Raw genomic sequence first — 20,461 nt, forward strand, 5'->3', positions numbered from 1 at the left:
AACGTTCTCTAAAACACATAAAACTTTGCGAACGTTCTTGTTAGAAAAAAATGATGGATTCAAATCGCATCTTGATAGTGCGTTAGAACAAAACACCCTTAATCATGTGGAAACCAATAAGTGCAAAAAAACTGCACCTAGATTTAAAATAATCGAAGGTACAGTTTTTATTAAACATTGTAATTTAATCTTCTTTATTCAATTCCCCAATAGAAAATTGAGTCCATTCCATACTCATCTTCACTGATGAAAATGCCAAATTTCTCATCAACATTTATAAGTATGAACAGAAATAAGCTTCAGAATTATTAGCTTTTGTATAACCTAATACACTTTCTAAGTTTTCATAAAAATCTTTTAATTTAATTATTAAATTAGGCAGTTGTTCATGTTTTCTACCATTGTAAATTACAACTTTTTGATTGAGATCACCCTTTATTTTGTTTTGAAATTCTTCTAATTCAACTTTTATTCTTTGTTCATCATGTTTGAAGAATGCCTTAAGTTTAAGCTCTAACGAATAAATAAACTCTAGTTTGTCCAGGTAAACTTTTTCGTTATTTATCTCAAACGATGAAATATCTGGAATCCATTTTTTGAAATCTTCTTCAGCTCTTTTTAAGTAGTTTTTTCTCTTTAATTCAGCTATTTTTTCTTTTCTTAAATAGTTATCTATTGTTCTTCCCTCGCTTTTTGTATCCTGAACGATTTTCTGGGTAACGGGTGCTTCTTTAATCATATCTACCTTTTTTATAAGGATTTACCCCATCTACCACGTGAAAATACGGACCTCTTCCATTTGCATTCCAGTACAGTAAAAAATCCGCGGATATAATCCACAGATTTTCTTACAGTTCTTTTTCCAAACAGTTAACTTGATTATGATGCAGCGGCTTAGTGGCATACTGTGTAAAACCAAGGCGCTCCCAAAACAGCTTGGCTCTAGGATTTTGAGACAGGACACCAAGGCGTAGAACAGAAATTCCTTCTTCTTTTAGCTTGTCTTCGAATGCTAAATATGCCTGCGTTCCGAAACTGAAATTGTGATAGGCGCTATGAATAATGAAAGCTCCAATCCACGGATGATCATCGTTAGGATTTTGTTTCATGTAATCAATAACCCCTACGTATGTATCGTCGGCTTTTATAAAATAACTGTCTGTTTTTTCGTTCATGTATTCTTTAAAAAGCTCTTCTTCCCTCCGCTCTTTCTTGCCGTTTTCTAACACGTTATAAGCTTCGTTTGAATTGATAATCTCTGACACAATATACATCGTGTCAGCTGTAACGGGTTCAAATGAAATCATATGTCTTCCCTTCTTTCTCTGTAAAGTAGCTGTATATTGTTGCTTTGTCAATTTTACCATTTTTCATTCGCGGAAAGGACGCTAAAACTCTCCATACGCGCGGGATTTTATAAGAGGATACTCGTTTTGTCAGCGCTTGTCTTACATCAGAAAGAGAAATGTTCTCTAAGACAATTGCTGCACCTACGACTTCTGAACGTTCAGCATCTGCTACGCTAAAAACGGCTGCTTCGCTAACGCCCGGTATTTGTAGTAGCAGCTCTTCAATTTCTTCAGCATATACTAAGCTTCCGCTGCTTTTGATTACATTTTTGTCTCTTCCTACGATGGTAATGTTTCCGTCTGGAAGCTGAACCGCAATATCATGCGATGTAACATATCCGTTAAAAAATGAGCGGTTCGTTTCTTCGCTGTCCTTAACAAACCCTTCGAATGCTTGAGTTGTTTTCACAAACAGTATTCCTTTGTCTCCTTTTTCTACTTCTTTTCCACGTTCGTTCAGGATTAAAACGTCTACACTGTCAACAGGATAGCCTACTGTATGATGCAGCGTTTCAGCGGTATTTGGTGAAAGTACCGTAACAAATCCCATTTCAGAAGATCCGTAATATTCATAAAGAGAGGAGTTAGGAAACGCTTGTGAAAATTTCTTTCGAACGGAAGGCGATAATTTATTTCCTACTGAAATCACGGTCTGTGGCAAAAGTCGTTTTTCTTTCGGTCTGCTTTGTATGTACCGAAGCAAAGGAGAAATTAACGCAGGTGTAATAGACATACAGCTAGCTGCCTTGTTAAAAACAGACGAAGGTGTAAACGCTTCTAGCATGATAGCGTGCATGCCGCTGCAAAGCGCATGCAAAACCGGATAAAGCTGCGCGGAATACGAAATATGTAAGGGGATAAGTACTTTTTCATGTTTCTGTAAAGAAAATACGTCCGACCACTCTTGAAATGATGAAGACCAAGAATGATGCGATTTTACAAATCCTTTCGGTCTCCCTGTTGACCCAGAGGTAAATCCAAATAAAAATAGATCGGACAGTGCATTCACTTGCCGTATAGGCAGGATTGGTTTTTCTTTTGTTATGTTAGTTAAAGAAGACGTTTTCCATAGCCAATTCGGGGACTGAATAGAAAAATAGGTATCTACTTCAGCCTCTGTTAGCTCATTATGTAAAAGCATCACAATTCCACCAGCTTTTAAAATCGCTAAAAATGACACAACAGCTTCTGCATTGTTTGCCATACTTAACGCAACGAGCTCTCCTTTTTCCATCCCTTTTTCTTTCAGCCGTTTTTCGGCTTTACATACACGATCCCACATTTGACCGTAGCTTAGTTTATTAACAGAATCCGATAGTGCGAGTCTGTCCGGCGTTTGTTGACACTGATTAAAAACTAGTTCTTCAATTCGATTCATTACTCCGTAAGCTCCTTTTTATTTTACTTTTAGTGTACCGTAAATACGGGTTTGAGAAAAGAAAAATGTAAACTTCAATAAAAATTAAGTTGACTAATTTAAGTTTAATAAGATACGATAGTCATGTTTTATCCTACATAGCGGAGGTTTACGATGAAAACAAAAGATATGACGTACGTTGCTTTATTCACGGCTATAATGGGAGCTCTAGGACTCGTCCCTCCTATTTTTTTATCTTTTACACCTGTTCCAATTACTCTTCAGCCTATGGGTGTTATGCTGTCGGGAGGAATTCTTGGCGCTAGATTAGGAGCTTTAAGTCAATTTCTTTTTTTATGTTTGCTAGCAGCTGGCGTTCCTTTACTTGCTGGAGGACGCGGAGGAATTGGGGTATTTTTGAGTCCGAGTGCTGGATATATCATTGGCTATGTGTTTGCCGCTTTCTTTATTGGCTGGACGTTAACAAAGTTAAAAAATGTAACGGTTGCAAAAGCTTTTGCTGTTAATGTGTTATTTGGGATTGTGTTAGTCTATGCCTGTGGTATTCCTGTGCAGGCAATGCAGCTTCACATTCCGTTTCTGAAGTCACTTCAGCTAAGCTTTGTTTACCTTCCAGGTGACTGTATAAAAGCAGCGGTCGCGGCTTATTTAATTACAAAAGTTCGAAAAGCAGTAGCGGTACCTGGCCGTTCGAACACGGCTTCTATGTAAGGAAGTGATGACTTATCTATCAAGCAGCAATTGTAAAAGCGAAGCGTACGGTCATTGGAAAAGAAAACGGTCTACTGAAAGATTTTCATGTTCAAGAGCTAGCAGCTCCTTTATTAAAACAGCTTAGCGCTGGAATTGAATATGAAATCGATGACGTTATTTTAGGAAATGTTGTAGGTCCAGGAGGAAATGTAGCCAGGTTATCCGCTTTAGAAGCGGACCTCCCTTTTTCTATCCCGGGAATGACCATTGATCGTCAGTGCGGAGCTGGCTTAGAGGCGATTCGAATGGCCAGCTATTTGATAAAAGCAGGTGCAGGAACGTGCTATTTAGCTGGAGGCGTTGAAAGTACAAGTACTTCTCCATTTGAAAAAAGAGCACGTTTTTCTCCTGATAAAATTGGTGACCCTGACATGGGAATTGCAGCAGAAAACGTAGCTCAGCGATACAATATATCTAAAGATCAGCAGGACAGATATGCTCTTTTAAGTCATAAAAGAAGCTGGGAGGCTTTTGAAAAAAGATGGTTTGAAGAAGAAACGCTTCCTCTTCAAAACGTGATGCACGATGAAGCATTTATGAAAAAACGAAACCTAACAAAGCTGCTGCAAAAAGCCAGCCCCGTCTTTTTAAAAAATGAAGGCACCGTCACCGCAGCCAACAGCTGTGGAATTAACGACGGAGCCTGCATTGCGCTTGTGATGGAAGAGCAAAAAGCACGCGCTTTAGGCTTTCAGCCCGTTTTGCGTTTTATTGACGCTGATATTTCAGGAGTGTCACCTCTTTACCCTGCTATTGCACCAGTTTCTGCGATTAAAAATATCTTGAAGCGAAATTCTCTTACGGTAGATGATATTGATTTATTTGAAATCAATGAAGCATTTGCTGTTAAAGTTGTCGCTTGCATGCAAGAACTGGGAATATCAGAAGAAAAAGTGAATATTCGCGGAGGAGCATTGACCCTAGGACACCCTTACGGAGCATCAGGAGCTATTTTAGCTACGCGTCTTTTTTATGAGAGCAAGCGCCGTGACGTGCGATATGTCATAGCAGCTTTAGGAAGCGGAGGCGGAATAGGAACAGCGGTATTATTTGAAGTAATCAAATAATACCGCTGTTTTTATGCCTTTTTTATTACATTATGTTGCATCAAATATTGCTCAATATCTTTAAATGTCTCAACCGGAACAAATGAAACGTTTTGTTCGCGCAGTAAATCTTGCAAAGAATCTTTCGCAAAGGTAACATCTGCATGTTTTGCGGGATGTGAATCCGGTTCGCTGTCTCCAGCAAAATAAATCGTTTCGTATGCCTCTTTTAGTTCTTGAATAACAACAGATTTATCAATGCCGTAGCGTTCTGAATGCCATCTGTGAGCAGGATCTAGACGCAAGTGAACGTTGTTTTGATGGAAATATCCTTCATTCGAATAAACTTCCACTTTTTCAACACCGTATTTATCTAACAGCGGTTTAATATAGTACGTTGTTCCAGCGCTTAAAATATAAAAATCCCCGCCGTTTTTCTGAACAGCTTTAATAAAAGCGGGCACGTATTTATCAATTGGAATATTCGCTACTTCTTCTAAAATTTTCGGTTCTTCTTGGTGAATGGATTGAAAAACAGTAGATAAAAAATCAATATCTTTCATTTCTCCTGCTTTCCACCGGCGGAAAAGCTCTTCACCTTCTGGAAAATACTTTTCAATCACAATCCAGTAAAAATCTTTTTTTGAAATCGTTCCATCAAAATCTGATACAAACGCCCATTTTTTCATTCCTCACACATCCTTTGCTACATACTAAGCAGTTCTCGGAGCTCTTCTTCTGTCAAACTAGAAAGCATTGTTTCTCCCGGTTGAATAACCTGTTCGATGAGTTCTTTTTTCTTTTGCTGCAAGGCGTAAATTTTTTCTTCGATGGTTCCTTGAGAAATAAGCTTGATGACCTGCACAACATTTTTTTGTCCAATGCGGTGTGCACGGCCTGCCGCTTGTTCTTCAATCGCGGGGTTCCACCATAAGTCGTATAAAATAACCGTATCGGCTCCCGTTAAATTTAAACCCGTGCCTCCGGCTTTTAATGAAATTAAGAAAATGTCTTGTTCTCCATTATTAAACCGATCCGCCATTTCCACTCGTTCTTTTGATGGCGTTTGACCGTCTAAATAAAAGTATGAGAGATTTTCTTTTTGAAGCTCTTCTCGAATAATATGAAGCATGCTTGTAAACTGAGAAAAGATTAACAAGCGTTTTCCGTTGGCAACCGCATTTCTTGTAATCTCAAGCAGCTGCTCTAATTTGCTTGAATACCCTTCGTAATTTTCAACGAATAAAGACGGATGACAGCAAATCTGGCGAAGTCTTGTTAATCCCGCCAAGATCTTCATTCGGTTTTTATTAAAATCTTCACCGGCTAAAGATGATTTTAACTGCTCTAAATAGCCTACATACAACTCTTTTTGTTCTTTAGTTAGCTCAGATAAATGAGTGGTTTCAATTTTATCAGGCAGTTCTTTTAACACATCTTTTTTTACTCGTCGCAGTAAAAATGGTCTTACAATTCGGCTGACCTGCTCCGATGACATGTTTTTAAACTGGCGAAGCCCTGGAAATAAACCTGGAAGAATAGTCTGGAAAATTGACCAAAGCTCGTCAAGTGAGTTTTCAATAGGCGTACCGCTCAGCGCAAAACGTTTTTTAGCTGAAATAGTCCTAACAGCTACTGCTGTCTTTGTTGTATGATTTTTAATACTCTGAGCCTCATCTAGAATTAAAGCATGAAAATGAAGGTGCTGATACAAATCAATATCTTGACGCAGCGTTGGATAAGATGTGATCCATACGTCAGCTGTGCGTTTTAGCTTCTCCTCACGCTCACTCGGCGTTCCTGTAATGGTTTGAACCGTTAAATTCGGTGCAAATCTCTCCAATTCGTTGCGCCAGTTATAAATCAAGGAAGCCGGCACAACAATTAAAAAGGCACTGCTGTCTTCATCAAGCTCTTTTTCAGATAAGATATAGGCAATGCTTTGAAGCGTTTTTCCAAGCCCCATATCATCAGCCAGTACGCCTCCTAAAGAGTAGTGAGACAGAGATTTAAACCACTTAAATCCATTACGCTGATAATCACGCAGGGATGCCTGTAAGGATTCCGGTACTTCCCAATCCATTTCCTCTGGAGATTTGAGCTGTGTAAGTAATGTTTTAAATGCTGAGCCAAACTTAGCAGCTGATTTATCACCCGCACTCATAATCTCTTCCACTTGCATTCCTCTGTATAAAGGTACCTGCAATGAGTTATCCTTTAAATCTTTTTCCGTTACGTTCAGCTCCCGAAACAGATTTTGAATATGTTCAAAGCCCTCATTTTCAAGAGGGATAAACGCACCGTTATCTAGATGATGATAGCTTTTCTTTTCTAAGACAGATTTTAAAACATCTTGAACGGTCTGATGATCAATGTCTCCTAAATCAAAATTAATTTCTAATAGCCCATTGCTATTTTGAATGTCAACCGTTGTTACTGGCGCAGAAAAATCCGTATAAGCATAATCTTTCATCTCATCCGTAATATACACATCCGCTATTTCATCAAGCTTTGGAACAATATGAAACAAAAATTCATATAGAGAGTATTCATCTTGATTTAAGTACAGCTGGTTTTTATAAATATTTAAAGGAGCCGTTTCAATTAAGTCCATAACGCGGTCTTCTTTTTCTAAATCTCGTATCAAGATTTTATCGTATTTTTCAGACTGGGGTGAAAATGGATTAATCGAAATCTCTCCGTAGTTGTACCGAAGCGTCACAAACAGCTGTTCATCCTCACGGTCAATAAATACTTTTGCTTTTAGTTCAGGTGCAATAATTTGATGGGATACTTCTTTTGCGATATCCACTTTCCCCACTTTTTTCAGTCCCGGAACGACGTGAGATAAAAAATTGCCCATCTGCTCTTCTGCTATAGGTACGACTGGCTTCAAAGGAGCCGTTTTCCGAAGGCCTTCAAGAAGCATACGCTGATCTTGAGATAGCTCATAAAACGTCCCTTTTAAAAATAGCCAACCGTATCGATCAAAAAATGAAGCTTGATGAAGTTCCGTAAAGTCTAGCTCAAATCCAGCTGCCGAGTGCTTATTTATTTGAAATGAAAAAGGAGCTGAACTTTCAGCAAAGATAATATTTTTATATGAATGCCCTTCATGAATAAATGTAAAGTTCCGATCTTTAAGGAGTTGAAATAACTCTTTGGCTACGATAGATGGAATGATTAGTTCTCTGTTATTTGCAGACGAACGATACATGGAATAAGAATTTTTATAAAATGATTCATTCGTCATAATATCCATCAGCAGCTCAATGATTTTCTTATCTTCTTCTATAAAAAAATGTTCTGCAGGATCATATTCGAAGCGCTTGGTAAATTCGTGAGTTTGGAATTCTTTAGCGTCTGTTAAGAATTCTTGAATGTTTTTTACTACATACGTCCGGTCGACGCCTACTTTCATTTCAAGCGCTACGTACATTCCTTCTGAACGTAAAAATTCTTCTGAGTAAGACTTGCAAATAAATTCTACTTTCAACGGATCTTTATCTGCATATTTCTTATGGTCGCTTATGGTTTGCTGATAGCTCGAAAATAAGTCGATAAAATGATTTACATTTTCGTATTCTTTGCTTTGGCGAAAAGGCTTTGTTTTAATTGGCTGCGGCTTTGCGCGCTCATCGCAAATGGTTAATAAAACAGCTACTTCGTGTTTGCATTCTGAAAACTCGTGATAAGCAGGACAATCGCAGAATGAATAAAAAGAATTTCCTTTTTGTTCAACCATTACCGTATACATTTCTGCACCTCGAACAGATGCTGTCCACGTAGTGGTCTGTTCATTGTATTCCAAATCAAGCACACGCCCCTGCTTGTAATACGTGTGTCCTCTATAGTACGTTCTGCTTGAGTACGAATCTTTTAATTGTTCTTTGTTTAATGTTTTATTTATCATCGCTTCACAATCTTCCAATCGCATAACAGTCAATGCTGTTGCTGTTTAATTTCTATTCAGAACAAATAATGTCCAACGTCATAAACGTTGAACATTATTTGTCAATTCTTCTATTATAACATGCAACAGACATTATAAAACACTCTTAAGCAGTGCAGACTGTTTTTGTTGTTTTCTTTTGTAGAGCGTCCAGCCTGCCACAGCGGATGATAATAAAAGCAGGCTAAGTCCTAAAGAAGCCAGTCCTATACGATCATTAGCCGTAACGTACGTAAAGAAGAAAATCAATAAAATACGAATCCCTAACGTGATAAAGCGAAAACAGCTGTCGACTCTTCCCACGATAATATTCGGTATTTTTTGCATCATAAACGTATTTCGAGCTACTCTTGTACCTGCATTTGCAAAAGCAAGAAGAAACACAATAGAAAAGTAAACGGGCAGAAGCTTCATAAAGAAGATGATCGATATTCCAAGTGCAAAAAGGCTTATATTCAGCATAATAGCTAGCTCAGTGCCTGTTCTTTTCATAATAGATACGATCAATATCCCTGCGGTTAATGCTCCGAAACCATATACAGCACTTTCAATCCCGTATGCTGCTGGACTTGCGTTTAATTCTTGAGTCAGATAAATAGGAAACAAATAGTTCGTCATCATCACAGCAATGAAAGGCATAAAAGAAAGCAGTAAAAAAAGAGATACCGAGCGATTTTCTTTTATGAATGCTAATCCCTCTTTCATCGCAGTGTGTTTTTTATCGCTTCGTTCACTACTTCGTTTATATGGAATACTCAATAGAAAAAGGAATGCAGCTATATACGTAGCTGCATCTACTGTTAAAATCCATTGAAGCGACCAACGGGTAATGACTAGACTCGCTGCAGCCCCTGCAAGCATACTCGATAGCTGGCCTTGTATTTCCATAATACTGTTTAATGATTGAAACACATCTTTTGAAAAAACTTCTTGATTTAATGCAAAAATCGTTGGATAAAAAAACGTGTAGTAAAGGTTTCCGGTTCCGTACAAAATGATGTAGTGAATCGTTGAATAATTTGTAACAAAACCAACGATCACAAATAGCATGACCGTGATAAAACCTATCAATTCTACGGTTAACAACATTTTCTTTCGTGACATTCGATCAATAAGAACACCTATATACGGAGTAGCCACAAAGCTAATCACCGTCATAATCAGCATAATCGTGCCAAATAGTTTATTTCCATCTGGAGATGCAACTAACAGTAAAGGAAGGGCAAGCATCGTAATACCGGAACCAATAGAGGATAAAACATTCGCAGCAACTACAGCTTGAAAGCGACGGTCCTTATAAAGCGCCTTCATCAAACATTTTGCTTAGCTTCTAAAATTTGCTTAGACACTTGTGTATACAGAGTCAGCTCATTAACTAATTCATGAATTCCGTCAGCGGCGTTTTTTCGTAAAGTTCCTTTTTCCACGATGTCTGCAGGGTCTAATACCAACTGCTTAGATAGAACATTCGCATACAAAGCGCGTGTAACGGTTCTAAGGTTGTTTAAAGCATTGATACCTCCTTTTCCTCCTCCTGCTACGGCTACAAGTGCTACGGGCTTATGTGCAAAATACGCACTGTTTAAAAAGTCAAACGCGTTTTTTAATGCTCCGCTCATAGCGCCGTGGTACTCAGGCGTCGCAAGTAAGATACCATCCGCTTTTTCTATTGCTTCAGTCAGCACTTTCACTTCTTCTATTTCATACTGATGAGGTTCACCGGTGAATATAGGAAGTGATAATTGACTTAAATCTAGAAAAGAACTTTGATAGCTTTTGTGAAGTTCTCTCGTTACTTGTGTTGTTCGGCCTGTTTCTCTAGGACTTCCGTTAATAATAAGTATATTCATATTTATCTACCCCTCTGTCGTTTGGTTATATGTATAGTATAGGGATGATTGAACTTTTTTTCGTCATGCTATTGATAGAAAGAAAGCTACCAATATAGACTGAGGTGAACAGAGAAAAACCTACAACTAAAGTCGTAGGTTAGGAAATTCCATGCTGAACAGCATATAGAGCAGCTTGCGTGCGGTCTTGAACCCCAAGCTTCGATAAAATATTAGACACATGTGTTTTTACTGTTTTTTCTGTAATATGTAAGGCAGCACCAATTTCTTTGTTGCTTTTGCCTTTTGCAATTTCTTTTAATACGTCTTTTTCTCGTTTTGTTAAGTGATCAATAAAATTGACTTTCTTTTCGCTGCTTTTGGTTAACCGTGTTAGCAAGTGCGTAGTGACTTTGGGATGAAGCTGATTTTCTCCATTCATTAGCTTTCGAATAGCCGTTACAAGTTCATCTGGATCGCTTTCTTTTAGCTGATAGCCTGAAGCTCCTGCTTCTAATGCCGGTATCACGTGATCTTGATCTGAAAAGCTTGTTAGAATCATGACTTGTATATGCGGTGCTTGTTTTTTTAGTTCTTTTGTTGCTTCGATTCCATCGAGAACCGGCATCGATAAATCCATTAACACAATATGAGGCTCTAGAGATGTCGCTAACTTTATAGCTTCTTCCCCGTTAGAAGCTTCTCCTACAACTTCTAAATCAGGCTGCGTTTGTAAGAAAAAGACAAGTCCTTTTCGGACAACGTGGTGATCATCTGCAATTAAAATCTTTATTTTCATGTGCGCTCCTTTCCGTTATGAAAGAGGAATAGATACTTCCACAATCGTTCCGTTTCCTATGCTGCTTGTAACAGATAGTTTTCCATTTAATCTTTTTATTCGCTCGTGCATAGTTTTTAGCCCAAGCGTCGGCAATTCTGCTGAAGGGCTATACATAAATCCATTGCCGCTATCCCGGATTTTCATAATTACTTGGTCTTTGCTTATATTTACGTTTAGATGTACCTCTGCCGTACCCGCATGCTTTCGGCAATTATTAAAAGCTTCTTGTCCGACTCTCCACAGTGTCTCTTCAATCACAGCAGGCAAAACGGACACTCCTTTAATTTGTTCTTTTACGTTAAGCCCTAGCATTTGACCATAGCTTTTTAACGCACTGACAATGCCGTTTTCTAATCCTTGAGGACGAAGCTGCCAAATTAAAGCTTTCATTTCCACTTGAGCATGCTGAGCGGTTTCTTGGATTAAGGAAAAAGTCTCTTTTAACTGCACATCTTTTGCTAAGCTGCTTCCGGCTTTGGCTGTGACATTAATTGAAAACAACAGCTGATTAACAGAATCGTGAAGGTCTTTTGCCAGCCTGTTTCTTTCTTCAATAAGTTTTACTTCCTGCTGAGATTGAGTCAGCTTAATCCGCTTGATAGCCGTGCCAATTTGAAGAGCGACGGATCCTAATAAATCAAGCTCTCGCTGTTCAAAATGAATTTTATGAGGGGCAGCTACATTTAATAATCCAAAGCGTTCATCCCCTGCTTGTAAAGGAACCGTTGCATGATGAGTAATGTCATGTGTATCTCCCCACTCATGAATGACGGAATCTTCAAGTCTCTTACACTCCATAATATTAGACGCTTTTTGAAGCCGGCCATCCATATACCGGTCAACACACCAGCAGCTTCCATTACACATAGGCTGAGCGGTTTTATTTAATAAAGCTGGTGGCAAATGCTGAGCGGCAATCATCTCATGCTTTCCATTTTCATCAATAAAAAAGATCCATCCTGTTTGTAAATCTGTGATTTGCAGCAGTTTTAAAAGCGCATCATGAAGCATGGTATGTAAATTAGTGCCTTCATTTAAAATCTCGGAAATGTCTTTTAAAATCTTCAGCTCTGAAATATGATCTTTTTCCATAGCCTCTCTCCTATATTATATGATGTATTTTCCATTTTTTATTTTATCACAATTAAAGCTGGTTCCGACTCACAGAACGTTATTTTTAAAGCATTTCCGCTTAGATATGTAAGACCTTTTAACATCAATAATAAAATTTTCAAAAAGTATGTCAGGTAGTTTAACAATTAGCTAGAGTCTTTACGTAAAACGAACTATACTACAGATAATTCAAGTAAGAACAGAAAAAATGAAGGGAAATGAGAAGAAAAAAATATTAAAATTAATCCATTGAAAACGCTTCCAAATATGAAGGCATAGTGCTATTATATAATTATTAACAGAATAGGGATGTGAGAAAGATGAATAAATTATTTTTAGAAGAGTTACGATACATTATCTTGTGTGAAGTGCCTATGACAAAGTACCGAGTAGAGCAGCTTCAAGACAAATTTGATCAAAGCCCATACTTAATTAATGAACTTTATCAACTCCTATTCGAAAAGCGTCACATTTTAGCTTTTGTTGATGATATCGAATCATCCCTGTATGACTATATTGTAAATAAAGAAATGATGGATGCTAAAACGTATTACGGAGCTATTGCACATGTAGCAAATCTCTTCGGCGAAACGCCTACATATATAAAATGCAAAATAAAAAAATATAGACAGTCTTCGATTTCAAGTATCAGCGCCTAAAAGGTGCGCACAGCTGATTCAAATAAAAAGCAAAAAAGAAATCCTAGCACAAGGGTTTCTTTTTTGTACCACTAACCTATAGGGAGGAAAATAAGATGAAGACATTTTTTATCACAAATCGCTATTCGTTTCTTGAAACGCAAGTAAATGAATACATGCAATCGTTACTGGTAAAAACGCCTGAACAAGTTATTTTATATTTCGAAAGACAAATTCGAAAGTATAAAGTGTATTTACAGAAAAAACATCATTACCCAGAGTGTATGGTTCAATCTATCCACCGATTAATTGAAGAATATTCATTAAGTATCATTAAAGTAAAAAAATATATTAGCTATCAAAACAAGCTGATGAATAAACAGCTATTAGAGCCGCAGTAAAACGAATCATTTTTTATGGTTCGTTTTACTGCGGCTCTGCCGCTTTACTCCTCATATTTTAGCAGTAAATGCAGAACAGCGGGACGTTCTTCAAGATTTTTGTATGAGTGTACATGACTTCCTTCAAATTTTATAGAGTCAAATTGTTTTAGCTCGTATAGCTCTTCTTCGATTTTCATTTCGATTTTTCCTTCCATTACCGTTGCTACTTCAATTAATCCTTTATGATGAGGTTCGGGACAGTATGTAGCAAGAGGAGAAAGAAAGGCTCGGTACATTTCAATTGTCGAATCTATCTGATTTTGAAAAATAAATTCTACTTTCCAAGTTTCGTCCGGTCCTTTGAGAGAAAAACCTTCTCCACACTTAGATACAGCCACTGAAGGTTCTACTGACACTAATTTAGTTAAAGGGATATTTAAGCCTGTTGTTATTTTCCACATTACTCCTAGGGTTGGATTAGTCTCCCCTCTTTCAATTTTCCCTAACGTGAGTTTGCTGACTCCCGTCCTATCTGCTAATTCATCGAGTGTGAATTCTCGCTGTGTTCTTATTTTTCTAAGCTCGTTGCCTACCTTTTTCATCATTTCTTCTGAATGCATTTTTACCTTCCTTTCTTTTATATATTATGGTACACTTTTTTTGTATCTAAGTATACTATAATATATATTTAGGTATTTTTATTAATTAGGAGGAAAAAGTATGAAAGCAATTTTATGGGGGCTTCTCTCGTCCATGTTCTTTTCTGCTACATTTATTGTGAATCGTGCCATGAATGTATCTGGAACAAGCTGGGCTTGGACAGCATCTCTTCGTTTTTTATTAGCACTACCTATTTTACTCATTTTAGTACTTTTACAAAAGAAGTTTACACCATTATGGATGGAAATGAAAAAGCATCCTTTCGCTTGGTTAGGCTGGGGAACTCTTGCAGGAATTGGATTTTATTCATTATTAAGTTTTTCTTCACTTTTTGGACCATCATGGCTCATAGCTGGAACGTGGCAAGTAACGATCTTGGCAGGTGCGCTCATTTCTCCACTTTTCTATGTAACTATTCAAACTGCAGACGGAAATAAAAAAGTAAGAGGAAGCATCCCACTCAAAACGCTTGGTATTTCAACGTTTATTTTAGCGGGTGTGATTCTCATGCAAGTTAAAGAAGCTGAAAACATCACGCTTTCACAGTTTGTGTTGGGTTTTCTCCCTGTCGTCATGGCTGCTTTTTTATATCCGCTTGGAAATCGAAAAATGATGGAAGTTTGCAAAGGGAAATTAGATACATTTCAACGTGTTTTAGGTATGGCTATCGGCAGTATCCCGCTAAGTATCATCTATGCGATATATGGATTTTATACAACTGGTATGCCAACAGCTCCTCAATTTTCTCAAGCCTTTATCTTAGCAATGAGTTCAGGTGTAATTGCTACGATGACGTTCTTTTACGCAACAGACTTGGCAAAAGAAAATTTAGGTTTGCTTGGAGCGGTTGAAGCAACTCAATCAGGCAGCATGATTTTTACCGTGCTTGGCGAAGTGTTTTTATTAAATGGACGTATGCCAACAGGGATTGCGTTAGCTGGTATGACGATAATCGTAATTGGAATGATTATGAACAGTATGCTAAACAAAAAAACAAAACTGTCTTCGGCCGCCCCGTCACGTACTCTATCAAAATAAAAAAAGAGGAGATGAAAATCTGTTTAAAGGTTTTCATCTCCTCTTTTTAATATTCGAGATGATTGTTCCAATAGCGGCTCCAAAGCACAGGGAATCGCATCTGTAAACCATCCTCATCATCTTCATCCCAATCAAGATCCAAATCTTGCTCATCGTACCACACTGGATCAAACTGGTCATATTTATCATAATAATAGTCGTTATCTAAACCTGTCTTTTCTTCGTAAGCTTCACACGCTACAGAAAGTAATTCTTCTAATTGAGGAGCATAGCCTTCTGCTTCTAATGGTTTAAGTACAGAAATCATCGTCTCAGGAGATTCAATCGCTTTATAATATATGTCTTTTCCCTGATATAAAAGCCACGCTCTAAAATAATCAAAACAATCATCTGAACAACCGCCCATTACAATATAAGCTGCTGCCCACAATGAAGAAGTATAGGATTGATCAAAATGCTGATTTAGTAGCTGATCAAAGCGAAAAATGTCCTTTTCAGAACGCTTCGCTAGCGTGGAGCGGAGCCATTCCATTTGCTCATCGACATCTAATTTTGTCTTCGCCTTTTTTATCAATTCCCAAAAGAGAGACTCTGACATCGTGCTGTCTTTCATTACTTGCATCGAACAAGTTAAAGGCTTATATCCTTTCTTCAATTTTGCACGAATCAGCTTTTCAGCTTCTGCTTCACAAGCTTCTGCGGAAGCAAACTCTTTCACTTGCATGCGACCGGCTGTATCAACTTTTCCAAAGTGAATGATTAACTTGCTGTCTCTTCTTTCAACTTTCCAAAATTTATTCGATTGCTCATCTTTATACACTAAGGTTATTTGCATGATACATTCCCCTTTTTCATCCCACTACTATTGTGAATAGTTCTCTTTTTACAATTTATGTAGATTCACAGCGCTTCATAATCCATTTTCTTTGCTTTTTTAACATGTTTCAGTTGATCTTACTATTGCTGAGGTCGTTTAAACAGTGAGTAATGACCACAAATTTGTGTAAAATGTTCATTGGTTGCTTTTTGTTGCATTTACAACATTTTATTTTTCCTTTATACTCTTTTTATATCACGTATTTTTATTATACAAAAAAGAAGCCTAAATTCGTAGAAAAGGAAGGATTTTAATGAAAATTAAGCATGTTACAACAAAAGAGCAGCTTGAAGAAGTATTCCATATACGTAAAACAGTGTTTGTTGAAGAACAAGGAGTGCCGTTAGAAGACGAATTTGATGAACATGAGGAAACGGCAAAACATATGTTAATTTATTATAACAACGAACCAGCTGCTTCTGGCAGATTCCGCATAGTAGACGATTACGCCAAAATAGAGCGAATATGCGTATTAAAGGAATTTAGAAAATACGGGCTCGGAAAAGAAGTGGTGACCAGCTTAGAAGAAGCAGCGAAAAAAGAAGGATTAACTCAAGCTAAGCTTCACGGCCAAGTTCAGGCTGAACCTTTTTATCATAAATTAGGGTATAAGACTGCTTCTGATGTCTTTATGGAAGACGGTATTCCACACGTTATTATGAAAAAAGAGTTTACGTGTTAAAAAGGCTTCTTTGCACAGTTGCTTTAGTAAAGAAAAAGGCTCTCCGTAGAGAGCCTTTTTTGTGCTATTAGATTTTCATAATTCCGCCTGTGCTTGCAGAAGTTACAAGTTTAGAATATCTTGCAAGATAGCCTTTTTTCACTTTTGGCTCAAAGCCTTTCCAGTTTGCTTTTCGTTCTGCCCAAACATCTGGAGAAACTTGAACGTTCATCGAACGATCTTCAATGTCAATCACGATGTGGTCGCCATCTTCGACAAATGCTAGAGGTCCGCCTTCAGCAGCTTCTGGAGATGCGTGACCAATTGATAATCCACGTGAAGCACCAGAGAAGCGTCCGTCTGTTAATAGTGCTACTTTTGCACCTAGTCCCATTCCCATAATTTGAGAAGTTGGAGCTAACATTTCAGGCATTCCCGGTCCGCCTTTTGGTCCTTCATAACGAATGACTACGACATGTCCTTCTTTTACTTTTCCGTTAGCAATACCATGCAGCGCCTCGTCTTGAGACTCAAATACAATTGCTGGTCCTTCGTGGCGAGTAATGCCGTCTTGAACACCGCCTGTTTTAATGATCGCGCCGTCTGGAGCTAAGTTACCAAACAATACAGCAAGTCCGCCTTTTTCTGTGAACGGCTTATCGATTGGATGAATAACGTTATAATCTTTTACATCGCATCCTGCAATGTTTTCGCCTAGTGTTTTTCCAGTAACCGTCATCGTATCTAAATGAAGAGCTCCTTCTTTTTTAGATAGCTCGTTTAAAGCAGCCGATACGCCTCCTGCTTCATGTAAGTCTTCAATAAATACATCCGAAGCCGGAGCAAGTTTTGCCAAGTGAGGCACGCGTTCCGCTACTTCATTAATGCGTTCTAACGGATAATCAATTTCAGCTTCATTCGCAAGAGCTAGCGTATGAAGAACTGTATTTGTAGAACCACCTAACGCCATGTCTAAAGCAAATGCGTTGTCGATTGCTTTTTCTGTTACGATATCACGTGGTTTTAAATCTAATTTAATTAATTCCATAAGCTGTTTAGCTGACTTTTTAACAAATTCTCTACGTTCAGGAGCAACTGCTAAGATTGTACCATTTCCAGGTAAAGCAAGTCCTAACGCTTCAGCTAAGCAGTTCATTGAGTTCGCTGTAAACATTCCTGAACAAGATCCGCATGTCGGACAGCCAAATTGTTCTAATTCAAGTAATCCTTTATCATCAAGTTTACCAGCTTGATGAGCTCCTACGCCTTCAAATACTGAAGAAAGAGAAATCTTACGGCCGTCGCTCGTTACGCCAGCCTTCATTGGTCCGCCGCTAACAAAAACTGTCGGAATATTCAGACGTAATGAAGCCATTAACATCCCAGGCGTGATTTTATCACAGTTTGGAATACATACCATTCCATCAAACCAGTGAGCAGATACTACCGTTTCAACTGAGTCAGCAATGATTTCACGACTTGGTAATGAATAACGCATACCGATATGTCCCATCGCAATACCGTCATCTACACCGATAGTGTTCATTTCAAAAGGTACGCCACCAGCTTCGCGAATCGCATCTTTTACGATTTTACCAAACTCCTGTAAGTGAACATGACCTGGTACAATATCAATATATGAATTGACAACCGCAATAAACGGTTTGCCGAAATCCTCTTCTTTTACACCAGCTGCACGCAGTAGGCTGCGGTGTGGTGCTCTGTCGAATCCTTTTTTGATCATGTTACTTCTTAATTCTGCCACAATAATTCCCTCCGTATTCATCTAACCTATTAAAAACTAAATCTTTTTAAATTGTTTAATAATTTTTAATATAAATACTAATTTAACAAATCACACAAAGGTTTGTAAAGGTTTATGACAAAATAATCATTTTTTATTTTAAAATAGTAAAATCACCTGCATAAATTAGTATAATATATACATATATCCCTTATTTTACAGGAAAACAGAAGGTGGATGCTGAGCATGAAACAATCCTTTTATTACAGAGGTCATCAAGAAAAAGAAATATTTGCACAAAAATGGAATGTTGAAAACCATTCTGCAAAAGGCGTTGTCCAAATAGCCCATGGAATGGCCGAACATATTGGACGCTACGAATACTTTGCTAATGTATTAACGCAACATGGATATATCGTATATGGGAATGATCACCGAGGTCACGGTCAAACAGCTTTAAAAGATGAAGACAAGCGTTTTTTTGCTGTAGAAAATGGTTTTGATACAGTAGTCTACGACATGATTGCTCTGACTAAGCACATTTCGACGGAACACTCGGACCTACCGATCTTTCTTTTCGGTCACAGCATGGGGTCTTTTCTAACGAGAAGATATATTCAATTGGATACAGAGCACATTCATGGTGTGATACTCTCAGGTACTGGCAGCATTCCTTCCCTTTCACTGCAGGGCGGTATATTAGCTGCGCAAATAGAGATAAAGAGAAAAGGGTTACGATCTCCTAGCCCTTTGCTTGATAAACTCTCTTTTGGACAATACAATAAATCATTTCATCCTGCTCGGACACCTTTTGATTGGTTAAGTCAAGATAATGAAGCTGTAGATTTATATGTAAATGACCCTTATTGCGGTGGGGTTTTCACAGCGGGGTTTTTCTATGACTTACTAACAGGAATCAAACAAATCTCTAACTTAGCTAATATAAAGTTAGTTCCATCAAGCCTGCCTATTTATTTGGTATCTGGAGAATATGATCCAGTAGGCAGCTATACAAAAGGCGTAGTCAAAGTATATAACGACTTTAAAAAGGCAGGATTACAGGATGTAAGTTACCGTTTTTTTAAAGAGTGCCGCCATGAGTTGCTGAATGAATTAAATAAAGATGAAGTGATAGAAGATATACTAAATTGGCTTAACGTGCAAATAGACAAAAAAACGGTTCGTGTGTAGACACGAACCGTTTTTTTATTAAGCAAATACAGATGTTAATACAGGTACTACTTGTTTTTTACGTGATACAACGCCTTCTAAGACAGCTGTATTGTTTTCAAGCGTTACATTGTATGCTTCTTCTACTTTTGAAGCAGCAGAACCTAATGCTAATGCAGTAGAGTTGCTGTTTAAAATATCTGTAACAACTAAAAGGAATAATTGTAATCCTTTTTCTTCGATTGTTTTAGTAATCGCTTCTTCCAATTCAACTTTGCGCACTAAAACGTCGTTTACGTCAATTGCATTCACTTGTGCAATTTCAACTTTGCTTGTGCCCATGCTGAATTCTTTAGCATCTAATGAAATTAATTGTGAAGCTGTTTTATCACCTAAGTCAGCTCCAGCTTTTAGCATTGCTAATCCGTACTCTTCTGCATCTACGCCTGCAATTTCCGCTAATTCTTTAGCAGCTGCAACGTCTTGGTCTGTGCAAGTTGGTGATTTGAATAATAAAGAATCAGAAATGATAGCTGATAGCATAAGACCTGCGATGTTAGGTTCGATTTCTACGCCGTTTTCTTTATACATCTTGTTTAAGATCGTTGCCGTACATCCAACTGGCTCTGCACGATAGTATAAAGGATCTGCTGTTTCGAAGTTAGCAATACGGTGATGATCAATTACTTCAAGCACACGAACTTGATCAATATCGTTTGCACTTTGCTGGCGTTCGTTGTGGTCCACTAAAATAACTTCATTTGTTTCTTTAGATACTTCATCAACGAAACGTGGTAGTTCAGCGTTGAACTTTTCAAGAGCGAATTGCGTTTCACCGTTAATATCGCCTAATCGAATTGGTTCAGCGTCTACACCTAATTTATTCTTTAAATCAGCGTATGCAATTGCAGAACAGATTGTATCTGTGTCAGGATTTTTATGTCCAAAAATTAACGTCTTTGCCATCTTAAATCTCTCTCCTTCTTACGTATGTAAATAGCATTCTTGCGTAAAGTTAGTTAATTCGTT

General features: G+C 37.8%; 20 protein-coding genes. 7 read left to right on the forward strand and 13 right to left on the reverse strand.

Going from position 1 to position 20,461, the window contains the following annotated elements; all coding sequences use genetic code 11:
- Positions 1 to 274 precede the first annotated feature (274 nt).
- From MKX72_RS12580 to MKX72_RS12590, 3 genes are all read right to left on the reverse strand, one after another.
- Positions 275 to 739: a hypothetical protein gene (locus MKX72_RS12580; RefSeq protein WP_049164766.1), complete on the reverse strand. Its 465-nt coding sequence runs from the start codon at positions 737 to 739 to the stop codon at positions 275 to 277.
- 109 nt (positions 740 to 848) lie between these two features.
- On the reverse strand, positions 849 to 1,307 hold the full coding sequence (locus MKX72_RS12585) for a GNAT family N-acetyltransferase (protein ID WP_028413207.1): 459 nt from the start codon (positions 1,305 to 1,307) through the stop codon (positions 849 to 851).
- On the reverse strand, positions 1,294 to 2,727 hold the full coding sequence (locus tag MKX72_RS12590; protein WP_155008090.1) for a class I adenylate-forming enzyme family protein: 1,434 nt from the start codon (positions 2,725 to 2,727) through the stop codon (positions 1,294 to 1,296). Before MKX72_RS12590 ends, MKX72_RS12585 begins: the two co-directional genes overlap by 14 nt.
- 153 nt (positions 2,728 to 2,880) lie before the next feature.
- On the opposite strand from MKX72_RS12590, the gene MKX72_RS12595 reads away from it, so the two are divergent.
- Complete coding sequence (locus MKX72_RS12595) at positions 2,881 to 3,438, forward strand: biotin transporter BioY (protein ID WP_047750894.1); 558 nt, start codon at positions 2,881 to 2,883, stop codon at positions 3,436 to 3,438.
- A gap of 14 nt (positions 3,439 to 3,452) precedes the next feature.
- Positions 3,453 to 4,547, forward strand: a complete 1,095-nt coding sequence (locus MKX72_RS12600) for an acetyl-CoA C-acyltransferase (RefSeq protein ID WP_154988702.1) — start codon at positions 3,453 to 3,455, stop codon at positions 4,545 to 4,547.
- A gap of 11 nt (positions 4,548 to 4,558) precedes the next feature.
- Here the strand turns inward: MKX72_RS12600 and MKX72_RS12605 are convergent, their stop codons facing one another.
- The 6 genes from MKX72_RS12605 to MKX72_RS12630 form a co-directional block, all read right to left on the reverse strand.
- The gene (locus MKX72_RS12605; RefSeq protein WP_028413203.1) at positions 4,559 to 5,215 is read right to left on the reverse strand and encodes an MtnX-like HAD-IB family phosphatase; all 657 of its coding nucleotides are present in this window, start codon (positions 5,213 to 5,215) and stop codon (positions 4,559 to 4,561) included.
- Positions 5,216 to 5,232: 17 nt separating this feature from the next.
- Entirely contained in the window at positions 5,233 to 8,439 is a 3,207-nt protein-coding gene (locus MKX72_RS12610) for a DEAD/DEAH box helicase (protein WP_155008089.1), read from the reverse strand.
- Positions 8,440 to 8,571: 132 nt separating this feature from the next.
- Positions 8,572 to 9,789, reverse strand: a complete 1,218-nt coding sequence (locus MKX72_RS12615; RefSeq protein ID WP_155008088.1) for an MFS transporter — start codon at positions 9,787 to 9,789, stop codon at positions 8,572 to 8,574.
- Positions 9,789 to 10,328 carry an NADPH-dependent FMN reductase gene (locus MKX72_RS12620; protein WP_049164783.1) on the reverse strand — a complete coding sequence of 180 codons (540 nt, stop codon included), beginning with the start codon at positions 10,326 to 10,328 and terminating at the stop codon, positions 9,789 to 9,791. The genes MKX72_RS12615 and MKX72_RS12620 overlap by 1 nt, the downstream gene beginning before the upstream one ends.
- 139 nt (positions 10,329 to 10,467) lie before the next feature.
- Positions 10,468 to 11,106 carry a response regulator gene (locus tag MKX72_RS12625; RefSeq protein ID WP_049164786.1) on the reverse strand — a complete coding sequence of 213 codons (639 nt, stop codon included), beginning with the start codon at positions 11,104 to 11,106 and terminating at the stop codon, positions 10,468 to 10,470.
- A 15-nt stretch (positions 11,107 to 11,121) separates the two neighbouring features.
- Positions 11,122 to 12,240: a GAF domain-containing sensor histidine kinase gene (locus tag MKX72_RS12630; protein ID WP_155008087.1), complete on the reverse strand. Its 1,119-nt coding sequence runs from the start codon at positions 12,238 to 12,240 to the stop codon at positions 11,122 to 11,124.
- Positions 12,241 to 12,581: 341 nt separating this feature from the next.
- Here MKX72_RS12630 and MKX72_RS12635 point away from each other — a divergent pair, with 341 nt between their 5' ends.
- Together MKX72_RS12635 and MKX72_RS12640 are read left to right on the forward strand one after the other, a co-directional pair.
- Entirely contained in the window at positions 12,582 to 12,920 is a 339-nt protein-coding gene (locus MKX72_RS12635; protein ID WP_013057201.1) for a hypothetical protein, read from the forward strand.
- A gap of 95 nt (positions 12,921 to 13,015) precedes the next feature.
- The gene (locus MKX72_RS12640; RefSeq protein ID WP_028408390.1) at positions 13,016 to 13,300 is read left to right on the forward strand and encodes a hypothetical protein; all 285 of its coding nucleotides are present in this window, start codon (positions 13,016 to 13,018) and stop codon (positions 13,298 to 13,300) included.
- Between the two features lie 44 nt (positions 13,301 to 13,344).
- On the opposite strand, the gene MKX72_RS12645 is transcribed toward MKX72_RS12640, so the two are convergent.
- Positions 13,345 to 13,923: a helix-turn-helix domain-containing protein gene (locus MKX72_RS12645; protein ID WP_049164793.1), complete on the reverse strand. Its 579-nt coding sequence runs from the start codon at positions 13,921 to 13,923 to the stop codon at positions 13,345 to 13,347.
- 79 nt (positions 13,924 to 14,002) lie between these two features.
- Between MKX72_RS12645 and MKX72_RS12650 the strand changes: the two genes are divergently transcribed.
- Positions 14,003 to 14,980, forward strand: coding sequence for a DMT family transporter (locus tag MKX72_RS12650; protein WP_049164797.1), 978 nt, complete (start codon positions 14,003 to 14,005; stop codon positions 14,978 to 14,980).
- 46 nt (positions 14,981 to 15,026) lie between these two features.
- Here MKX72_RS12650 and MKX72_RS12655 read toward each other — a convergent pair whose 3' ends face one another.
- The gene (locus MKX72_RS12655) at positions 15,027 to 15,815 is read right to left on the reverse strand and encodes a DUF4240 domain-containing protein (protein WP_047750885.1); all 789 of its coding nucleotides are present in this window, start codon (positions 15,813 to 15,815) and stop codon (positions 15,027 to 15,029) included.
- A 295-nt stretch (positions 15,816 to 16,110) separates the two neighbouring features.
- Between MKX72_RS12655 and MKX72_RS12660 the strand changes: the two genes are divergently transcribed.
- Positions 16,111 to 16,539 carry a GNAT family N-acetyltransferase gene (locus MKX72_RS12660; protein WP_034266450.1) on the forward strand — a complete coding sequence of 143 codons (429 nt, stop codon included), beginning with the start codon at positions 16,111 to 16,113 and terminating at the stop codon, positions 16,537 to 16,539.
- A 67-nt stretch (positions 16,540 to 16,606) separates the two neighbouring features.
- Here the strand turns inward: MKX72_RS12660 and ilvD are convergent, their stop codons facing one another.
- Positions 16,607 to 18,283, reverse strand: a complete 1,677-nt coding sequence (gene ilvD / locus MKX72_RS12665; protein ID WP_013083330.1) for a dihydroxy-acid dehydratase — start codon at positions 18,281 to 18,283, stop codon at positions 16,607 to 16,609.
- 225 nt (positions 18,284 to 18,508) lie between these two features.
- On the opposite strand from ilvD, the gene MKX72_RS12670 reads away from it, so the two are divergent.
- A complete protein-coding gene (locus tag MKX72_RS12670) occupies positions 18,509 to 19,453 on the forward strand; it encodes an alpha/beta hydrolase (protein ID WP_154988688.1) in 945 nt (314 codons plus the stop codon).
- An 18-nt stretch (positions 19,454 to 19,471) separates the two neighbouring features.
- Here the strand turns inward: MKX72_RS12670 and MKX72_RS12675 are convergent, their stop codons facing one another.
- The gene (locus tag MKX72_RS12675; protein WP_014459925.1) at positions 19,472 to 20,398 is read right to left on the reverse strand and encodes a manganese-dependent inorganic pyrophosphatase; all 927 of its coding nucleotides are present in this window, start codon (positions 20,396 to 20,398) and stop codon (positions 19,472 to 19,474) included.
- Positions 20,399 to 20,461 lie beyond the last annotated feature (63 nt).

The organism is Priestia sp. FSL R5-0597 (genome assembly GCF_038006305.1).
GTDB lineage: Bacteria > Bacillota > Bacilli > Bacillales > Bacillaceae_H > Priestia > Priestia zanthoxyli.